Genomic DNA, 19,557 nt, shown 5'->3' with positions numbered 1-19,557 from the left:
GCGGCATTTATGCCGACCGGATCCATCACCGCAGCGCATTAACCCAACGCTAGCAGCTTCCTCGCTTCCCGCGCGACGTTCGCCATCTCATCGCTCAGCTCCAGCAACTCCGGTTCGAGCGCCTCAATATCGCTCTCCTGATGCAAACTTTTCTCTAATTGCTGACACAGCTGCTTCAAACGTGGCACGCCGCTGTAGCTGGCGCTGCCGTGCAGCTTATGAATAATCTCGCGCAATCCAACCACATCATTACTCGCCATCGCGTGGTCAACGCGTTCTTCCACTTCCGGCAGAAAATCGAGCAGCATTTGCAGCAGGTCGCGGGCTAAATCGGCCTTATTCGCGGCCTGGCGCAGCGCTAAGCTCCAATCCAGTGAAGGCGCAACCTCCGGCTGCAGCGGCTGCGCAGCGGATCGATGCGGTGCATAGCGTTGCAGCAGCTGGCTCAGTTTGTCCTCATCAATCGGCTTCGCCAGATAATCATTCATGCCCGCGTTGATCAACTGCGCCCGTTCGCCGTCCAGCGCATGTGCGGTAACCGCGACAATCGGCGTGGTGGCATGCAGCGGTAGGCTGCGGATAATTTCACTGGCGCGAATGCCATCAATATCCGGCATCTGAATATCCATCAAAATTACGTCCAGCTTGTGCAGGCGCGCCTGACGAATCGCCTGCTCGGCGTTATCGCACAGAATGATGTGCTGCACCTGCTCCTCAAGCAGCGCGCCAATCAGTTTCAGGTTGGCGGGATTGTCATCCACCGCCATCACCGTTAACGGCTGACGGGCACCGCGCGGTAGCGCATCGCGTTGCCAGTCATGCAGGTCCAACAGCATCGGCAGCAGACGCGTCAGTGAAACCGGCTTGGCGATACACCCGGCAATGCCGCGAGCTCGTAGGTCGTCGGCAAACAGCATCATGTCGCTGGGCAGCGCCAGCAGCACCGAATCGGCATGCCCACGCAGGCGTTGGATAAGCGCATCCGGTAACGTAGCAGGATGTGGTTCGGTGACCGGTAAACCCATCAGCAGCAGCGGGAAGTGCGTATCGGGCAGCTCTTCGAGGCTGGAGAAGTGCTGTACCTGTAATGGCGTGATGCTAAGCATCTCCTGCACCGCTTTGGCCACCGCCGGATGCGGTTCAATATAGGCCAGCGGTGTGGCGCGCAAATCGTCCAGCATGCGCGGAATGGCGGGCGCGTTCGGGTTGAGATCGAGATGAATATGCACCCAGAAAGTCGAACCCTGGTTCGGACGGCTATGGAAGGCAATTTCACCGCCCATTTCGCTCACCAGTTTCTGGGTGATCACCAGTCCTAACCCGGTGCCGCCATGACGCCGCGTAATGCTGGCATCAGCTTGCCGGAACGCCTGGAACAGCTGCGACTGCTGCTGTTCGGAGATGCCAATGCCGGTGTCATGCACCTGAATCTCCAGCTCGACGCGCGTGGCACTAAGGCTGCGCACCTCAACGCGCAGATCGATATGACCGTGCTCGGTGAATTTAATCGCGTTACCGATCAGGTTGATCATGATCTGCTGCAGGCGCAACGGATCGCCAATCACATTATCCGGCACCTGTTTTTCCAGGCAGACGGTGATTTCCAGACCTTTGTCATGGGCGGAGGGCGCCAGCAGCACCAGCGTCTCATCCAGCGTGGCGCGTAGCGGGAACGGTATGGATTCCAATACCAGCTTACCGGCTTCCAGTTTCGAAAAGTCGAGCACGTCGTTGATGATGCTCAGCAGGTTATTGGCCGAGCGCTCGATGGTGCTCATGTAGTCGCGCTGGTTGGTGCTCAGCCCGGTTTTCAGCATCTGACGGGTAAAGCCGATGACGCCATTCAGCGGCGTGCGCAGCTCATGTGACATGTTGGCGAGAAACTCTGATTTGATGCGCGCCGCTTCCTGCGCACGCTTTTTCGCCAGATCCAGCTCAACGTTCTGAATTTCCAGCTGTTCCAGCGTTTCGCGCAGATCGTAAGTGGCCTGGTCGATGTTCTGCTGCATCTCTTCGTGATAGGCGGTGAGCGACATCGCCATGGCGTTAATGCCGTTCTTCAGAATACTCAGCTCGCCGAGCATGTAACCATCCACGCGGCTGTCGAGCTGACCACGGCGAATGCGGTCAACGGTGGTTACCATATTGCGAATCGGCCCGGTGACATCGCGCATCAGGCGATAGGCAAACAGCATGGCGATGCACAGGCAGAACAGCAGCAGCAGCGTGGCGACAAACACCTCTTTGTACTGCTCCAGTCGTACCGATTGCAGATCCAACTCGATGGCCACATAACCTAACGGATTGCCTGCCGGCTTGGCGTCCTCGCCCGGCAACTCATCTACCGAGTAGCGCTCAGAGATGATCGGCGTGCGCAAAATCATCAAATTGCCTTGCCGCTCGACGGAGACGCCATCTTCCAATGTCGAGATGTCCTCTTTTTGCAGCAGCGCCAGATTTTGATTGTTATTCGAGGTGACGTAGACGTGATTGTTGTTGTCGAAAATGGTGATGGCACGGACAATATTGGAGTGACGACGATGCAGCAGACTGACTAACTCGCGAATCGCATCGCGATTATGCCACGTCATGCCGTATTCACTGGAAACCGCCAGCGGTTCGATAATATTTGCACCTGCGTCATGCACCTGATGCTGTAATTCGTTGTAGCGATGCACCACGAAGAAGGTACTGAGCAGCAGACCAATCATCAGCGTTGGCGCCAGTATCAAAATCATCATTCGCGCCCGCAGGCTGTATTTGGTCATAATTGTGGCCTGGCGACTCCTGGCATTTTTATCCCTGTGCAAGCTCGGTTAGGGGCTGCACACCCAATAAAGTAGAGATTTCACAATACTATGGCGCAATTTTACTCTGCAAAACAGCGTGTGACGACTAAGGCTCGCATATCCGTCACCATTGAAGACCTTGATCCCTTTGGACAAGGTGTTGCGCGCCATAAAGGCAAGGCGATGTTTGTCAGCGGCGCGCTGCCCGGAGAGCAGGCAGAAGTGACGGTATTCGAGGATAAGAGCAAGTACGCGCGCGCCAAAGCGAACAAGATTCTCAATCCCAGCCCACAGCGGGAAAAACCGCGCTGTATCCACTTCGGCGTGTGCGGCGGTTGCCAGCAGCAGCACGCCTCGGTGGCACTGCAGCAAGAGAGTAAAGCGCGCGCCTTAAGCCGCATGTTAAGTCGCGATGCGCCGCTGCCGGTGGCGGTTGATGAGATCATCAGCGGCAGCGCGTGGGGCTATCGTCGTCGTGCGCGTTTAGGTTTGCAATGGCAGCCTAAACAGCAGCGTTTGCAGATGGGATTCCGCCAGGCAGGCAGCAACGATCTGGTGGAGTTGAAGCAATGCCCGGTTTTGGTGCCCGAACTTGAAGCGCTACTGCAACCGCTGCACCAATGTCTTAGCGATTTGCAGGCGGTTAGGCGCCTGGGGCACGTTGAGTTGGTACTGGCGGATAATGGCCCGCTGATGGTGCTGCGTCATCTTGATGCATTATCTGCAGGCGACCGCGCAAAACTGGAACGTTTTTCGCATGAGCAGCAACTGTCGATGTGGCTGGCTGATGGCAGTGAGCGTTTGCAGCCGTTAAGTGCACGTGAGCCGTTTTATCGCGCATTTGATTTGCAGCTCACCTTTAGTCCGCAGAATTTTATTCAGGTGAACGATGGCGTGAATCAGCAAATGATCGCTAAAGCTATTGAGTGGCTGGATTTGCAGCCAGACGATCGTGTGCTGGATCTGTTCTGCGGCATGGGCAACTTCACTTTGCCAGTAGGAAAATTCGTACAAAATGCTGTAGGTGTGGAGGGTGTTGCAGCATTAGTGCAACAGGCAGCGTATAATGCTGAGCAGAATAATCTCAAGAATGTTCGCTTTTTCCAGCATAACCTGGAGGAAGACGTTACGCGTCAGCCGTGGGCGACGCAGGGATTTAATAAGGTGTTACTGGATCCAGCACGCGCTGGGGCTGCGGGCGTGATGGCGCATGTGGTTAAACTTGCGCCGCAACGCGTGGTCTATGTTTCCTGTAACCCAACAACGCTTGCACGTGACAGCCAGACATTGCTGTCCGCGGGCTACCATTTGGAAAGGGTCGCGATGCTGGATATGTTCCCTCATACCAGTCATCTCGAGTCCATGGTGCTGTTTAGCAGAACATAAGCGATGTCCACATCGCTGTGGCAGGAGAGGATATGGTTGCGGTTAGAAGTGCGCATTTAAATACGGCGGGCGAATTTGCCCTCGACCAGTGGATCGCCAGTTTAAGTATCAACAATCCGCAATCCTGTCAGCGACTGGCGGATGCGTGGCGCTACTGTGAAGCCGAAACGCACAACCATCCTGATCAAGCTCTGCTGCTGTGGCGTGGCATTGAGATGGTGGAAATTCTCACCATGCTCAGCATGGACATCGATAGCCTGCGCGCTGCGCTGTTGTTCCCGTTAGCCAACGCGGATGTGGTGAGCGAGGAAGACCTCGAGAAAGCGTTCGGCAAAGAGATTGTGATGTTGGTGCACGGCGTGCGCGACATGGATGCTATTCGGCAACTGAAAGCGATCCACAACGATTCGATGGCTTCAGAGCAGGTGGATAATGTTCGCCGTATGCTGCTGGCGATGGTGGAAGATTTCCGCTGTGTGGTCATCAAGCTTGCCGAACGTATCGCTCATCTGCGCGAAATGAAAGACGCGCCAGAAGATGAGCGCGTATTGGCGGCGAAAGAGAGCACCAATATCTACGCGCCGTTAGCCAACCGTTTGGGTATCGGCCAGCTCAAATGGGAGCTGGAAGATTACTGCTTCCGCTATCTGCATCCCGACGAATACAAGCGCATCGCTAAATTGCTGCATGAACGTCGTATCGATCGTGAAAGCTATATCGAGAACTTCGTCGATAACCTGCGCGCCGAGATGCAGAAAGAGGGCGTGCGTGCAGAAGTGTACGGCCGGCCAAAACACATCTACAGCATCTGGCGTAAGATGCAGAAGAAGTCGCTGGCGTTTGATGAGCTGTTTGACGTGCGCGCGGTGCGTATCGTGGCTGAGCGTCTGCAGGATTGCTATGGCGCGCTCGGTACGGTGCACACGCTGTATCGACATCTGCCGAGTGAGTTTGACGACTACGTCGCGAACCCGAAACCCAACGGCTATCAATCGATTCATACCGTGGTATTGGGGCCGCAGGGCAAAACGGTTGAAATCCAGATTCGTACGCGGCAAATGCACGAAGATGCAGAGCTGGGCGTCGCGGCGCACTGGAAGTACAAAGAGGGCCCAACCTCCAGCAACGCGCGCGGCGCAGCGGGGCATGAAGGGCGCATTGCCTGGCTACGCAAGCTGATTACCTGGCAGGAAGAGATGGCTGATTCTGGCGAGATGCTGGAAGAGGTGCGCAGCCAGGTGTTTGACGATCGCGTTTACGTATTTACGCCGAAAGGCGATGTGGTTGATCTGCCTGCGGGTTCAACGCCGCTCGATTTCGCCTACCACATTCACAGCGATATCGGTCACCGCTGCATTGGCGCCAAGATCAGCGGACGCATCGTGCCGTTCACCTATCAACTGCAAATGGGCGATCAGATAGAAGTGATCACCCAGAAACAACCGAATCCTAGTCGCGACTGGCTCAATCCAAATCTTGGCTATATCACCACCAGCCGCGGCCGTTCGAAAATTCACGCCTGGTTCCGTAAACAGGATCGTGACAAAAATATTATTGCCGGCCGTCAGATCCTCGAAAGCGAGCTGAATCAGATGGATATCAGCATGCGCGAGGCGGAAAAACTGCTGCTGCCGCGCTATAACGTCAGCTCGCAGGATGAGTTGCTGGCGATGATCGGCGGCGGCGATATTCGCCTCAATCAGATGGTGAATTTCCTGCAAGGCAAGCTCAATAAACCGAGCGCCGAAGAGGAGGATCGCGAAGCGCTGCGCCAGCTGACGCAAAAGTCGCATGCACCTTCATCCCGCAAAGAGAGCGGTCGTGTGGTGGTGGAAGGCGTGGGTAATCTGTTGCACCACATTGCACGCTGCTGCCAGCCGATTCCGGGCGACGATATCGTGGGCTTTATCACTCAGGGGCGCGGCATCTCTATTCACCGCGCCGACTGCGATCAGTTAACTGAGCTGATTTCTCACGCGCCGGAACGTATCGTTGATGCCGTGTGGGGCGAAGATTACTCCAGCGGTTACTCGCTGGTGGTGCGCGTCACCGCCAACGATCGTAGCGGCTTACTGCGTGATATCACCACTATTCTGGCTAACGAGAAGGTCAATGTGCTTGGCGTCTCCAGCCGCAGCGATACCAAAAAACAGCTGGCAACCATCGATATGGATATTGAGATCTATAACCAGCAGGTGCTCGGCCGCGTGCTGGCACGTCTCAATCAGGTGCCGGATATTATTGACGCGCGCCGTTTGCATTGATTTCCAGGTCGCCATGAACGGCGACCCTACAAATTACGCCGTAGGGTCGCCATTCATGGCGACCTTTTTACATACCAGCCCCAAAGGATCATTTCATGACCGCCTTAAACCGCCTGCTCACCATCATGCAAACCTTGCGCGATCCGCAACGTGGCTGTCCGTGGGATCGTCAGCAAACTTTCTCCTCCATCGCGCCTTACACGCTGGAAGAAACCTACGAAGTCATCGATGCCATTCAGCGCGAAGATTTTGACGATCTGCGCGGTGAGCTGGGCGATCTGCTGTTTCAGGTGGTGTTCTACGCTCAAATGGCCGACGAACAGCAGCGTTTCAATTTTGACGACATCTGCAACGCCATCAGCGACAAACTTGAGCGCCGCCATCCGCATATTTTTGGCGATGTTAAGGCAGAGACCAGCGACGAAGTGCTGAAAAACTGGGAAGCGATCAAACACAATGAACGCGCGGAAAAATCGCAGCATTCAGTTTTAGATGACATTCCCAAAGCGTTGCCCGCCTTAATGCGCGCGCACAAAATTCAGAAGCGTTGCAGCACGGTCGGTTTCGACTGGAACAATCTCGGACCGGTGCTGGATAAAGTGCATGAAGAGATTGATGAAGTGATGCATGAAGCGCAGCAAGCGGTGGTCGATAACGACAAGCTGGAAGAGGAAATCGGCGATTTACTCTTCGCCACCGTCAATTTGTCGCGCCATTTAGGCAGCAAAGCGGAAACCGCCCTGCAGAAAGCCAACGATAAATTTGAGCGCCGCTTCCGCCAGGTTGAGAACATCATCGCCTCACGAGGTTTAGCGATGAGCGATGCCACGTTGGATCAGATGGAAGAGGCCTGGCAGCAGGTGAAAGCCAGCGAGAACAAGAGCTAAGCCAATCTGGCGATTATTCCAGCGCTGCGCATAATTTCACCGCTTGAGCTTACTCGATTCAGCCTTGCGGTGACTTTGTGACGTACATCAACATTTCACCCCCTGCTATCCGCTATGTTACCGGCTGACCTGTGGAGGATGATGGTGTGATTCATCAATTGTGGCTGAAGACGACTTCAAGTATACTATTTTCCCGTCTTGGTTATTCCATCGTCTTTAAACCTAAACTCTCAGGTTCAGCATGACAACGAATTATATTTTTGTGACCGGCGGGGTCGTTTCCTCTCTGGGCAAAGGCATTGCCGCAGCCTCCCTCGCAGCTATCCTTGAAGCACGTGGTCTTAATGTGACCATCATGAAACTCGATCCGTACATCAACGTCGATCCGGGTACCATGAGCCCTACGCAGCACGGTGAAGTGTTTGTTACCGATGATGGGGCCGAAACCGATCTGGATTTAGGTCACTACGAGCGCTTCATCCGCACCAAAATGTCGCGCCGCAACAACTTTACTACCGGTCGTATTTACTCAGAAGTGCTGCGCAAAGAGCGTCGTGGAGACTATCTGGGCGCCACGATTCAGGTCATCCCGCACATCACCAATGCGATCAAAGAGCGCATTATTGAAGGCGGTGAAGGTCATGACGTCGTTCTGGTTGAGATCGGCGGTACGGTGGGTGATATCGAATCTTTGCCGTTCCTCGAAGCGATTCGCCAGATGGCGGTCGATGTTGGTCGTGAACACACCATGTATATGCACCTGACGCTGGTGCCGTATATGGCGGCCGCAGGCGAAGTGAAAACCAAGCCAACCCAGCATTCAGTGAAAGAGCTGTTGTCGATCGGGATCCAGCCGGATGTGCTGATCTGCCGTTCTGACCGCGCGGTGCCTGCGAACGAACGCGCCAAAATCGCGCTGTTCTGTAACGTGCCGGAAAAAGCGGTTATTTCCCTGAAAGATGTGGATTCCATCTACAAAATTCCAGGCATGCTGAAGTCGCAAGGTCTGGATGATTACATCTGCAAGCGTTTCAATCTGAACGCGCCGGAAGCGAACCTGGCCGAATGGGAACAGGTTATTTACGAAGAAGCCAATCCGGGCGGCGAAGTGACCATTGGTATGGTCGGCAAATACGTCGAACTGCCAGATGCGTACAAATCAGTGATTGAAGCGCTGAAACACGGCGGCCTGAAAAATCGCGTGACCGTGAACATCAAGTTGATTGACTCGCAGGATGTGGAAACGCGCGGTGTCGAATTACTGAAAGATCTGGATGCTATTCTGATCCCCGGCGGCTTCGGCTACCGCGGTGTGGAAGGCAAAATGATGACGGCGCAATACGCCCGTGAGAACAACGTGCCATATCTGGGGATTTGCCTCGGTATGCAGGTTGCGCTGATGGAATTTGCCCGCAACGTTGCCGGTATGGAAGGCGCGAACTCTACTGAATTTGTGCCAGACTGTAAGTATCCGGTGGTTGCGCTTATCACCGAATGGCGTGACGAAGAGGGCAACGTTGAGCAGCGTACTGAGCAGAGCGATCTGGGCGGCACCATGCGTCTGGGTAGCCAGCAGTGCCAGTTGACGCCGGAAAGCAAGGTGCGTCAGTTGTACGGTTCTGAAATCATTACCGAACGTCACCGTCATCGTTACGAAGTAAACAATATGCTGTTGAAGCCGATTGAAGCGGCGGGTCTGCATATTGCCGGTCGTTCCGGCGACGATCAGCTGGTTGAGATCATTGAGATCCCGAATCACCCGTGGTTTGTTGCCTGTCAGTTCCACCCGGAATTCACATCGACCCCGCGTGATGGTCATCCGCTGTTCGCTGGCTTTGTGAAAGCCGCGCAGGAGCACCAGAAGCGTTTAGCGAAGTAAGTTTCACGAGCAACGCGCGAACTTTTCGCGCGTTGTTTGTCTTAGGATTGACTAACTTGTACTGAGGAAAATCGAATGTCCAAAATCGTAAAAGTCATCGGTCGCGAAATCATCGACTCCCGTGGCAACCCAACTGTAGAAGCAGAAGTGCATCTGGAAGGCGGTTTCGTTGGTCTGGCTGCTGCGCCATCAGGTGCATCTACCGGTTCTCGCGAAGCACTGGAGCTGCGTGACGGTGACAAATCTCGTTTCCTGGGCAAAGGTGTAACCAAAGCGGTTGCAGCGGTTAACGGTCCAATCGCTAACGCGGTAACCGGTAAAGATGCCAAAGACCAGGCGAACATCGATAAGATCATGATCGAGCTGGACGGTACTGAGAACAAATCTAACTTCGGTGCTAACGCCATTCTGGCCGTTTCACTGGCTGCTGCTAAAGCGGCTGCTGCCTCTAAAGGCCTGCCGCTGTATGCGCACATCGCTGAACTGAACGGCACCCCGGGCAAATACTCTATGCCACTGCCAATGATGAACATCATCAACGGTGGCGAGCATGCCGATAACAACGTCGACATCCAGGAATTCATGATTCAGCCGGTTGGCGCGCCAACCCTGAAAGAAGCCATTCGCATGGGTTCTGAAGTCTTCCATCACCTGGCAAAAGTGCTGAAGTCAAAAGGTATGGGCACTGCAGTCGGTGACGAAGGTGGCTACGCGCCAAACCTGGGTTCTAACGCCGAAGCGCTGGCTGTTATCGCTGAAGCGGTAAAAGCAGCAGGCTACGAGCTGGGCAAAGACATCACTCTGGCGATGGACTGCGCAGCATCTGAATTCTACAAAGACGGCAAATATGTGCTGGCTGGCGAAGGTAACAAAGCCTTCACTTCAGAAGAGTTCACGCACTTCCTGGAAGACCTGACCAAACAGTACCCAATCGTCTCTATCGAAGATGGTCTGGACGAATCTGACTGGGCTGGCTTCGCATACCAGACCAAAGTGCTGGGCGACAAAATCCAGCTGGTGGGTGACGATCTGTTCGTAACCAACACCAAGATCCTGAAAGAAGGTATCGAGAAAGGCATCGCTAACTCCATCCTGATCAAATTCAACCAGATCGGTTCACTGACCGAAACCCTGGCTGCAATCAAGATGGCGAAAGATGCTGGCTACACCGCGGTGATTTCACACCGTTCAGGTGAAACCGAAGATGCAACCATCGCTGACCTGGCAGTAGGTACTGCAGCAGGCCAGATCAAAACCGGTTCTATGAGCCGTTCTGACCGCGTTGCTAAGTACAACCAGCTGATTCGTATCGAAGAAGCGCTGGGCAGCAAAGCACCGTTCAACGGTCTGAAAGAAGTTAAAGGCCAGGCGTAATCGCCTGAGTATGCTGCCTGCGGGCAGCATCGTCCGAATGAAGCCCCGCCTTGTGCGGGGCTTTTGCTTTTATTTGGCACGAAGCAGCTGTTACTCGGCGCGCAAGATCTGCCATAATCTGCGCCTCAAATTTTAGACGTGAGTGAAAAATGTTCTACCCGATTAACGAAATGTTCCAGACGCTGCAGGGCGAAGGTTTCTACACCGGCGTTCCGGCGCTGTTCATCCGCTTACAAGGATGTCCGGTGGGCTGTAGCTGGTGTGATACCAAACATACCTGGGAAACGCGGGCAGATCGGGAGACCTCGCTGGGTGATATTTTGGTGAAAACCGTGGAGAGCGATGCCTGGGGCAACGCCGATGCCGCGATGCTTCTCGACTCTATTCAGCGCCAGGGCTGGACCGCACGTCACGTGGTGATTACCGGCGGTGAACCGGCGATTTTCGATCTGCGTCCGCTGACGCAAGCATTAGAAGCGGCGGGCTTTGCGTGCCAAATCGAAACCAGCGGCACGCACGAAGTGCAGTGCTCAGAAGCCACCTGGGTGACGGTTTCACCGAAGGTGAATATGCGCGGCGGTTATGACGTATTGCCGCAGGCATTGCAACGCGCGGATGAGATTAAACATCCGGTGGCGCGTGAGCGTGATGTCGAAGCGTTGGATGCGTTGTTGTCGGGCCTGCATGACGAGAAAAAGCGTATTGTGGCGTTACAGCCGATCAGCCGTGGCGATGCTGCCACCAAACTCTGTATTGAAACCTGTATCGCCCGCAACTGGCGGCTTTCAATGCAGACGCACAAGTATTTGAATATTGCCTGATTTGGCACGGTGCGCACTTTAGATGCGTAGGGTCGCCACTCATGGCGACCTCACTCAACGATTACTGCTTCACTTGCCTGGTCTCAACCGCGATAAACACAACCAGCGGTACAGGTCTCTTTAATCATCACCGCACTCAACTCAGGCAGAATCGGCTTCATCTGATCCCAAATCCACTTTGCCAGCACTTCGCTGGTGGGATTTTCTAAACCTGGGATGTCATTCAGATAGTGATGATCGAGGCGATCGTACAGAGGCTTAAACGCTGCCTTCAGCTCGGCAAAATCCATTACCCAACCGGTATGCGCATCCACTTCGCCGGTGATTTCTAATCGCACCAGGAAAGAATGGCCGTGCAAACGCCCACACTTATGGCCTTCCGGCACGTGAGGTAAGCGATGGGCAGATTCAAACTGGAACTCTTTAAATAACGTGGTAGACATAATGGCTCTCAGACTTAAAAACCGCTGAAGTCTACCTGAATTGCAGATTTTTCGCACCCGCTCGCCATGAAAAGGGCATTAAACGACGCAATCCTGCTAAAACGCCTAATTAACTCATTGAATCATATCGCCTTCATTTACCACTTTTGCCGATTAACTTTACCCGAAAAACCACTTAGTCATTTTGGTTATTTAATATGTCGAAGGCGTATTTAATCGTTAATATACAGCCCGGTAACCTACGCACTCTTTCGCAACATATTGATCCGGACTTCTGACACTGGAATTTTTAACGCAATGACGACTCAGGCACCAGGTTCACTGCTTCCGTTATCCCCGGAGCAACTCGCGCGCTTACAGGCGGCGACCACGGATTTCAACACCACGCAGATGGCCTGGCTCTCAGGCTATTTCTGGGGCATGGTCAACCAGACGCCGGGTGCGGCTGCCGTGCCAGCGCCTGTTCAGGCTGAAACACCGACCATCACGCTGATCTCCGCCTCACAGACCGGCAATGCGCGTCGCCTGGCTGAACAGCTGCGTGATGACCTGCTGGCAGCGAAGCTGAGCGTCAATCTGGTTAACGCTGGCGATTACAAATTCAAACAGATCGGCCAGGAAAAGCTGCTGGTGGTGGTGACCTCCACCCAAGGTGAAGGCGAGCCGCCGGAAGAAGCCGTGGCGCTGCACAAGTTCCTGCTGTCGAAGAAGGCGCCGAAGTTTACCGGCACCGCCTTTGCGGTGTTCGGTCTTGGCGATACCTCTTATGAGTTTTTCAGCAAAGCCGGTAAAGACTTTGATGAGCGTCTGGCGGAACTCGGTGCCGAACGTCTACTGGATCGTGTGGATGCGGACGTTGAATACAAAGAGCAGGCAACGGCCTGGCGTCAGCAGATCACCGAGATATTAAAAGCGCGCGTGCCGAGCGAATCGCCAGCCCAGGCCGCCATCACAGCGGCAGGCAGCGTCAACCTGGTCGACAGCAGCCCGTACACTAAAGAAGAGCCGCTGCTGGCCAGCTTTGCTGCAAACCAGAAAATCACCGGACGCGACTCGGATAAAGATGTGCGCCACATTGAAATCGATCTCGGCGATTCTGGCCTGCGTTACCAGCCGGGTGACGCGCTGGGCGTGTGGTTTGAAAACGATGCTGAACTGGTGCAGGAACTGCTGCAGCTGGTGTGGCTGAAAGGCGACGAGCAGGTTGAGGTGCAGGGCAAAACGCTGGCGCTCACTGAGGCGCTGCAAAAACACTTCGAACTGACGGTTAATACGCCACAAATCGTTGAACAATATGCCGCCCTGTCGCGCAACGATGCGCTGCTGGCATTAGCGGGTGACAAGCCAAAGCTGCAGAGCTATGCGCAGAGCTTCCCGATTGTCGATATGGTGCGTCAGGCGCCGACTGAACTGAATCCAGAGCAATTAACCAGCCTGCTGCGTCCGCTGACGCCGCGCCTCTACTCGATTGCTTCTTCGCAGGCAGAAAACGAAACCGAAGTGCATATTACCGTCGGTGCGGTGCGCTTTGAGATCGACGGTCGCCAGCGCGGTGGCGGTGCATCTACCTGGCTGGCGGATCGCATTGAAGAAGAGGGCGAAATTCGCGTCTTCATCGAGCATAACGACAATTTCCGCCTGCCTGCTAATCCGGAAACCCCGGTAATTATGATTGGTCCGGGCACCGGCATCGCACCGTTCCGCTCCTTTATGCAGCAGCGCGATAACGATGGCGCAGGCGGCAAAAACTGGCTGTTCTTCGGCAATCCGCACTTCACCGATGATTTCCTCTATCAGGTAGAGTGGCAGAAGTACGTCAAAGATGGCTTGCTGACTAATATTGATCTGGCATGGTCGCGCGATCAGGCCGAGAAAATTTACGTACAAGATAAAATCCGCGCCAAAGGTGCGGAGGTGTGGAGCTGGTTACAGGAAGGCGCGCACCTTTACGTCTGCGGCGATGCCAATCGCATGGCAAAAGACGTTGAGCAAGCATTACTGGATGTGGTGGTCGAACACGGCGGCATGGATCGTGAAACGGCTGATGAATTTTTAAGTGAGCTGCGCATTGAGCGCCGTTATCAGCGAGACGTTTACTAATGAGCGAAAAACATCCTGGACCGCTGGTCGTTGAAGGCAAGCTGGTCGACGCTGAGCGTCTGAAAAAACAGAGTAACTACCTGCGCGGCACCATCCTCGACGATCTCGACGATGGCCTGACCGGCGGCTTCACCGGCGATAACTTCCTGCTGATCCGTTTTCACGGTATGTACCAACAGGATGACCGCGACATTCGAGCCGAACGCGCGGCGCAGAAACTCGAGCCGCGCCACGCTATGATGCTGCGCTGCCGTCTGCCGGGCGGCATCATCACGCCAACGCAGTGGCTGGCGATTGATAAATTTGCCAGCGAAAAAACCATTTACGGCAGCATCCGTTTGACTAACCGTCAGACCTTCCAGTTTCACGGCATTCTGAAGAAGAACGTGAAGCCGACGCACCAGATGCTGCACGAAGTCGGACTCGACGCACTGGCGACCGCCAACGACGTTAACCGTAACGTGTTATGCACCTCGAACCCGGTGGAATCAGAGCTGCATCAGGAAGCGTACGAGTGGGCGAAAAAGCTCTCCGAACATCTGCTGCCGCAAACCCGTGCATACGCTGAGATCTGGTGGGACAAAGAGAAAGTAGCCACCACGGATAAAGAGCCGATCCTCGGTGAGACCTATCTGCCGCGTAAATTCAAAACCACGGTAGTGGTGCCGCCGCATAACGATGTCGATCTGCACGCCAATGATTTGAACTTCATCGCTATCGCTGAGAACGGCAAGTTGATTGGCTTTAACCTGCTGGTAGGCGGTGGTTTGTCGATTGATCACGGTAACAAAGCCACCTACGCACGCACCGCCAGCGAGTTTGGCTTCCTGCCGGTAGAGAAGATTCTCGACGTGGCGGCCGCGGTGGTGACCACGCAGCGCGATTGGGGTAACCGTACCGATCGTAAAAATGCCAAGACTAAGTACACGCTGGAACGCGTCGGTGTCGAAACCTTCAAAGCGGAAGTGGAAAAACGTGCCGGTCTGACGTTTGAACCGATTCGTCCCTATGCGTTCACCTCGCGCGGCGACCGCGTTGGCTGGGTGAAAGGCATCGATAAGAAGTGGCACCTGACGCTGTTCATCGAGAATGGTCGTCTGCTGGATTATCCGGGTCGTCCGTTGAAGCGCGGCATCGCCGAAATCGCCAAAGTCCATCAGGGCGATTTCCGTTTGACCGCCAACCAGAACCTGATTGTGGCTGGCGTGCCTGAGAAGCAAAAAGCGCAGATCGAAGCCATCGCCCGTGAACACGGTTTGATGGAAGCGGTAACGGCGCAGCGTGAAAACTCGATGGCGTGCGTGGCCTTCCCGACCTGTCCGCTGGCGATGGCCGAAGCCGAGCGCTTCCTGCCATCGTTCGTCACCAAAGTGGAAGAGATCATGCATAAGCATGGCGTGGGTGAAGAGCACATAGTGTTACGCGTTACCGGTTGCCCGAATGGTTGTGGCCGTGCTTTGCTGGCTGAGTTGGGTCTGGTGGGTAAAGCGCCGGGCCGTTACAACTTGCACATTGGCGGCAACCGCGAAGGTACGCGCATTCCACGCATGTACCGCGAGAATATCAACGAAGGCGAAATCCTCGCCAGCATCGACGAGCTGGTGGCGCGCTGGGCAACCGAGCGTCAGGCCAATGAAGGCTTCGGCGACTTCGTGATTCGCACTGGCATCATCAAAGCCGTGGTTGATCCCGCCCGTGATTTTTGGGACTCGGAGGCAGTATGACGGTACTCGATCTCGCAGCACTGAATGGTTCATCAAAAGTTGATCGCATTATGGCGTTGGCAGAAAGCAACGTGCAGCTGGAGAAGCGCTCGGCTGAAGAGCGCGTCAGCTGGGCGCTGGAGCATCTGCCTGGCGCGTTTGTGCTGTCATCCAGCTTTGGTATTCAGGCGGCGGTTTTGCTGCATATGGTGACGCAGCAGAAACCGGACATTCCGGTGATCCTCACCGATACCGGCTATCTGTTCCCGGAAACCTATCGCTTTATTGATGAGCTGACCGACAAGCTCAATCTCAACCTGCAAATCTTCCGCGCTGAGACCTCAGCAGCATGGCAGGAAGCGCGTTACGGCAAACTGTGGGAGCAGGGCGTTGAAGGAATTGAGCAGTACAACCAGATCAACAAAGTGGAACCGATGAACCGCGCGCTGGAAACCTTGGGTGCGCAAACCTGGTTTGCCGGCCTGCGCCGCGATCAATCCGGCAGCCGCGCCAGTTTGCCGGTGCTGGCGGTGCAGCGCGGCGTGTTGAAGATTCTGCCGATTATCGATTGGGATAACCGTCAGGTGCATCAATACCTGCAGCAGCATGGACTGAAATACCATCCGCTGTGGGATGAAGGTTATCTATCCGTGGGCGATACGCACACCACCAGAAAGTGGGAGCCGGGCATGGCAGAAGAGGAGACACGCTTCTTCGGCCTGAAGCGCGAGTGCGGGTTGCATGAAGGGTGATAATTAGGTGCTCGCTGTCCCCCTCCTCGGTCCGTGCTCGCAGTCCCCCTCCTCGGTCCTCCCCCGCGAGCGGGGGAGGAAGATGCTGCCATATGTGCGTTCTGGTGCTGCATGTGGCAGCGTCTCCTTCCCCCGCTAGGGGGGGAAGGCCGGGATGGGGGACAGCGGGCACCATCAAACCCCTTGCAGCCCCGCAAACTCTTCTGCCGCACGCGTCACATTCACCTTCGTCACCTCATAATGCGCCACCGCGACAAAGGGATCCTCCGCGAGGATGGTATCCAGCCGGGCGCGATCGATATCTTTCACCATAATCATGCCGCCGGTGCGCGGATCTTTACGTCCCGCCGCGATAAATACGCCATTAGCAAAGTAGCGATCCAGCCATTCGATATGCGGCGCCAGTAACGCTTCCACTTCCTCTACCGGACGAAAATAGTTCAGAAATACCACGTACATAATAGATCCTTAGGTTGTCGGATTAGCCAGCTCGGTCAGCAGCGGCAGCAAGATTTTCACGCTGTCACGCGTGCGTTGGGTGATGCGGCCAGGCAGCCAACGATCGATATAGCTGAGGTTATCGCGCTCGGTTTGATGGCGCACGTTGCCCTCCGGAAAATGGTGGGAACGCGCGCGCTGCTGCTGTCCATCTTTGTTGCCCAGCGTCCAGTTAGCGGCGGTGACATCCATTAACGGCATGCCGGCCTTATCAAACGGATTCACCCCCGGATAATCGCGCGCTGTCATAGCGTGGCTGGCTGCGGAGATACCGTAACGGTGTGCCAGCTGCACGGCGCGTGCGCTGGTCTGCTTGCGCACTGCCGAGGGCGTATTGATGCCGCTATTAAAGTAGAGATGATCGCCGACGATCAGACTGTTGAGATCGATCACCAGCAGCGTGTTCTTCTTCTCCTGCTCGCTCATGCGTGCCAGATAATCATCCATGCCGTGCAGGCCCGCTTCACCGGCGCTCAGCGCGACAAAGCGCACGCCGTAGTGCAGCGGCGTTTTGCTCAACGCCTGCGCCAGCTCCAGCATCACGCCAAGTCCGGACGCATTGTCATCCACGCCCTGCAAACGCAGGCCGCCGAGATTGTTATCGGCTTCATGGCGGCTGAGCGGCGTCCAGGTATCCAGATGCGTCACAATCAGGATCTCCTGTGGCACCGCACCTGCGCGCGCAGCAATCACCGAGGTGGCGGTGACTTTATGTGTGCGGCTTTCACCCTTTTTCTCTAGCCATTCATAGCGGGTATTGAACTGGCGGGTATTACTCTGATAACCCAGCTGGCTGAATTGCTGCTGCAAATAATCGGCGGTGAGCAACTCGGCTGGGCTGCCGCTCATGCGGCCGGGGAAATAGGTAGCGATGTGGCGAAGTTGCTGTTCGGCAAAGTGTCCAGGCGCGCTGATGCTCGCAGCCTGAACAAAGAGAGGCAAACCGCCCGCGAGCAGTGCAGCCAGCACAGTGCGGCGGAAATTAGCAAACATAGTTAGGGTCCTTTTCTGACATCCCGTCATGCTAAAAAAAATCCGAGATAGTATGAAACTGTGATGACGCTTGCACAATTTGAATTGCTCCGAAACACCAGCAATATCATTTGTTAAGCACAAAATGTTATCAGCAATCCTGGGTCGTTATTCCATTCGGTAACTACTCATTCCAATTCGTAATTTCATCTGTCGGAAGGGCGGGACGTATAGTCGCGTTAACTTATTGTAAAACTAGCAAGGTTAACGTGGATTATCTGCCCCTCTTTGCCGATCTCAAAAGCCGTCCGGTGCTGGTTGTTGGCGGTGGCGAAATTGCTGCGCGCAAAATTGAACTGCTGCGGCGTGCGGGTGCGCGCGTGTTGGTCGCGGCGCGCGAACTCGGGCATGAGCTGCAGGCGCTGCTGGATATTAAGGCGATTGAATGGATCGCCCACAGCTTTGATCCGGCACAGCTGGACGGCGTATTCCTCGTGATAGCTGCCACCAATGACAACGCGCTCAATGCACAGGTATTTGAGGCGGCTAACGCGCGCCACAAGCTGGTGAACGTGGTAGACGATCAGCCGAAATGCAGCTTTATCTTCCCATCAATTGTCGATCGCTCGCCGCTGGTCGTCGCCATCTCATCCAGCGGCACCGCGCCGGTGCTGGCGCGTCTGCTGCGTGAAAAAATTGAAGCGTTACTGCCCGCTAATCTCGGGCAGATGGCCGAAGTGGCGGGGCAGTGGCGCGACAAGGTAAAACAGCGCTATCACCGCATGTCTGAACGTCGTCGTTTCTGGGAGCGTGCCTTTAACGGGCTGTTCGCCAGCCAGATGGCGGCGGGCAATGTGAATGAAGCGCGTCGTACGCTGGATCGCGAACTGGATAACGACAGCGATAATCAGGGTGAAATCACGCTGGTGGGCGCCGGTCCGGGCGACAGCGGTTTGCTGACGCTGCGTGGCTTGCAGGTGATGCAGCTGGCCGATGTGGTGCTGTATGACCATCTGGTCAGCGACGAAGTGTTAGAACTGGTGCGCCGCGACGCCGATCGCATCTGCGTTGGCAAACGCGCCGGTGCGCATTCGGTGCCGCAGGAAGAGACTAATCAGATGCTGGTGACATTGGCGCAGCAGGGTAAACGCGTGGTGCGTCTGAAAGGCGGCGATCCGTTTATTTTTGGTCGCGGCGGTGAAGAGTTGCAGGCGGCGCAGGCCGCCGGAATTCCCTTCCAGGTGGTGCCCGGCATCACCGCGGCAGCGGGCGCAACCGCCTACGCCGGAATTCCGCTTACCCATCGTGACTACGCGCAGAGCGTGCTGTTTATCACCGGTCACTGTCAGGCCGACGGCAACGGCATCGATTGGCCGTCGCTGGCGCGCGCGCGTCAAACCTTAGCGATTTATATGGGCACGGTGAAAGCGGCGGAAATCGCCGCCGGGCTTATCGAACATGGGCGCGCGGCCTCCACGCCGGTGGCGGTGATTGGCCGCGGCACGCGTCAGGATCAGCAGGTGCTGACCGGTACATTAGATCAACTGGAAGCGCTGGCTGCGGCCGCGCCCACGCCAGCACTGTTAGTGATTGGCGAAGTAGTGAATTTGCACGGGCAATTGGCCTGGTTCCAACATTCGGCACAGCAGGGGGCTCGCGAGTCCGCCGTTGTCAATTTGGCTTGAGGAA

The 19,557-nt window shown here is 55.4% G+C and carries 14 protein-coding genes; 10 read left to right on the top strand and 4 right to left on the bottom strand.

Annotation, left to right across the window (positions count from 1 at the left end; all coding sequences use genetic code 11):
• Positions 1–38 precede the first annotated feature (38 nt).
• Positions 39–2,768 (bottom strand): two-component sensor histidine kinase BarA, encoded by a 2,730-nt coding sequence (gene barA / locus WH298_RS05180; protein WP_180822368.1) that lies wholly within the window; start codon positions 2,766–2,768, stop codon positions 39–41.
• A gap of 90 nt (positions 2,769–2,858) precedes the next feature.
• Here barA and rlmD point away from each other — a divergent pair, with 90 nt between their 5' ends.
• The 6 genes from rlmD (at position 2,859) to queE (ending at position 11,400) form a co-directional block, all read left to right on the top strand.
• The gene (gene rlmD, locus WH298_RS05175; RefSeq protein WP_180822367.1) at positions 2,859–4,175 is read left to right on the top strand and encodes a 23S rRNA (uracil(1939)-C(5))-methyltransferase RlmD; all 1,317 of its coding nucleotides are present in this window, start codon (positions 2,859–2,861) and stop codon (positions 4,173–4,175) included.
• A 32-nt stretch (positions 4,176–4,207) separates the two neighbouring features.
• Positions 4,208–6,439: a GTP diphosphokinase gene (gene relA / locus WH298_RS05170; RefSeq protein WP_007891725.1), complete on the top strand. Its 2,232-nt coding sequence runs from the start codon at positions 4,208–4,210 to the stop codon at positions 6,437–6,439.
• 95 nt (positions 6,440–6,534) lie between these two features.
• Positions 6,535–7,326: a nucleoside triphosphate pyrophosphohydrolase gene (gene mazG, locus WH298_RS05165; RefSeq protein WP_180822366.1), complete on the top strand. Its 792-nt coding sequence runs from the start codon at positions 6,535–6,537 to the stop codon at positions 7,324–7,326.
• 241 nt (positions 7,327–7,567) lie between these two features.
• Complete coding sequence (pyrG, locus tag WH298_RS05160) at positions 7,568–9,205, top strand: glutamine hydrolyzing CTP synthase (RefSeq protein WP_007891723.1); 1,638 nt, start codon at positions 7,568–7,570, stop codon at positions 9,203–9,205.
• Positions 9,206–9,280: 75 nt separating this feature from the next.
• Positions 9,281–10,579 carry a phosphopyruvate hydratase gene (eno, locus tag WH298_RS05155; RefSeq protein WP_049852653.1) on the top strand — a complete coding sequence of 433 codons (1,299 nt, stop codon included), beginning with the start codon at positions 9,281–9,283 and terminating at the stop codon, positions 10,577–10,579.
• A 149-nt stretch (positions 10,580–10,728) separates the two neighbouring features.
• Complete coding sequence (queE, locus tag WH298_RS05150) at positions 10,729–11,400, top strand: 7-carboxy-7-deazaguanine synthase QueE (RefSeq protein WP_007893217.1); 672 nt, start codon at positions 10,729–10,731, stop codon at positions 11,398–11,400.
• An 83-nt stretch (positions 11,401–11,483) separates the two neighbouring features.
• Here queE and queD read toward each other — a convergent pair whose 3' ends face one another.
• Complete coding sequence (gene queD, locus WH298_RS05145; protein WP_007893219.1) at positions 11,484–11,843, bottom strand: 6-carboxytetrahydropterin synthase QueD; 360 nt, start codon at positions 11,841–11,843, stop codon at positions 11,484–11,486.
• 297 nt (positions 11,844–12,140) lie between these two features.
• On the opposite strand from queD, the gene cysJ reads away from it, so the two are divergent.
• From cysJ to WH298_RS05130, 3 genes are read left to right on the top strand one after another with little or no spacing between them, the layout of a single operon-like run.
• Positions 12,141–13,943, top strand: a complete 1,803-nt coding sequence (gene cysJ / locus WH298_RS05140) for an NADPH-dependent assimilatory sulfite reductase flavoprotein subunit (RefSeq protein ID WP_180822365.1) — start codon at positions 12,141–12,143, stop codon at positions 13,941–13,943.
• Complete coding sequence (cysI, locus tag WH298_RS05135) at positions 13,943–15,667, top strand: assimilatory sulfite reductase (NADPH) hemoprotein subunit (protein ID WP_007893223.1); 1,725 nt, start codon at positions 13,943–13,945, stop codon at positions 15,665–15,667. The genes cysJ and cysI overlap by 1 nt, the downstream gene beginning before the upstream one ends.
• Positions 15,664–16,398: a phosphoadenylyl-sulfate reductase gene (locus WH298_RS05130; RefSeq protein WP_007893224.1), complete on the top strand. Its 735-nt coding sequence runs from the start codon at positions 15,664–15,666 to the stop codon at positions 16,396–16,398. Before cysI ends, WH298_RS05130 begins: the two co-directional genes overlap by 4 nt.
• Before the next feature lie 174 nt (positions 16,399–16,572).
• Here WH298_RS05130 and WH298_RS05125 read toward each other — a convergent pair whose 3' ends face one another.
• The gene (locus WH298_RS05125; protein WP_180822364.1) at positions 16,573–16,857 is read right to left on the bottom strand and encodes a YciI family protein; all 285 of its coding nucleotides are present in this window, start codon (positions 16,855–16,857) and stop codon (positions 16,573–16,575) included.
• 9 nt (positions 16,858–16,866) lie between these two features.
• Positions 16,867–17,889 carry an aminopeptidase gene (locus WH298_RS05120; protein WP_180822363.1) on the bottom strand — a complete coding sequence of 341 codons (1,023 nt, stop codon included), beginning with the start codon at positions 17,887–17,889 and terminating at the stop codon, positions 16,867–16,869.
• 248 nt (positions 17,890–18,137) lie between these two features.
• Between WH298_RS05120 and cysG the strand changes: the two genes are divergently transcribed.
• Positions 18,138–19,553 carry a siroheme synthase CysG gene (cysG, locus tag WH298_RS05115; RefSeq protein ID WP_180822362.1) on the top strand — a complete coding sequence of 472 codons (1,416 nt, stop codon included), beginning with the start codon at positions 18,138–18,140 and terminating at the stop codon, positions 19,551–19,553.
• Positions 19,554–19,557 lie beyond the last annotated feature (4 nt).

Origin of the sequence: Pantoea nemavictus, from assembly GCF_037479095.1 — a bacterium.
Lineage (GTDB): Bacteria > Pseudomonadota > Gammaproteobacteria > Enterobacterales > Enterobacteriaceae > Pantoea > Pantoea nemavictus.
This window is presented reverse-complemented; position numbering and strand designations above follow the sequence as displayed.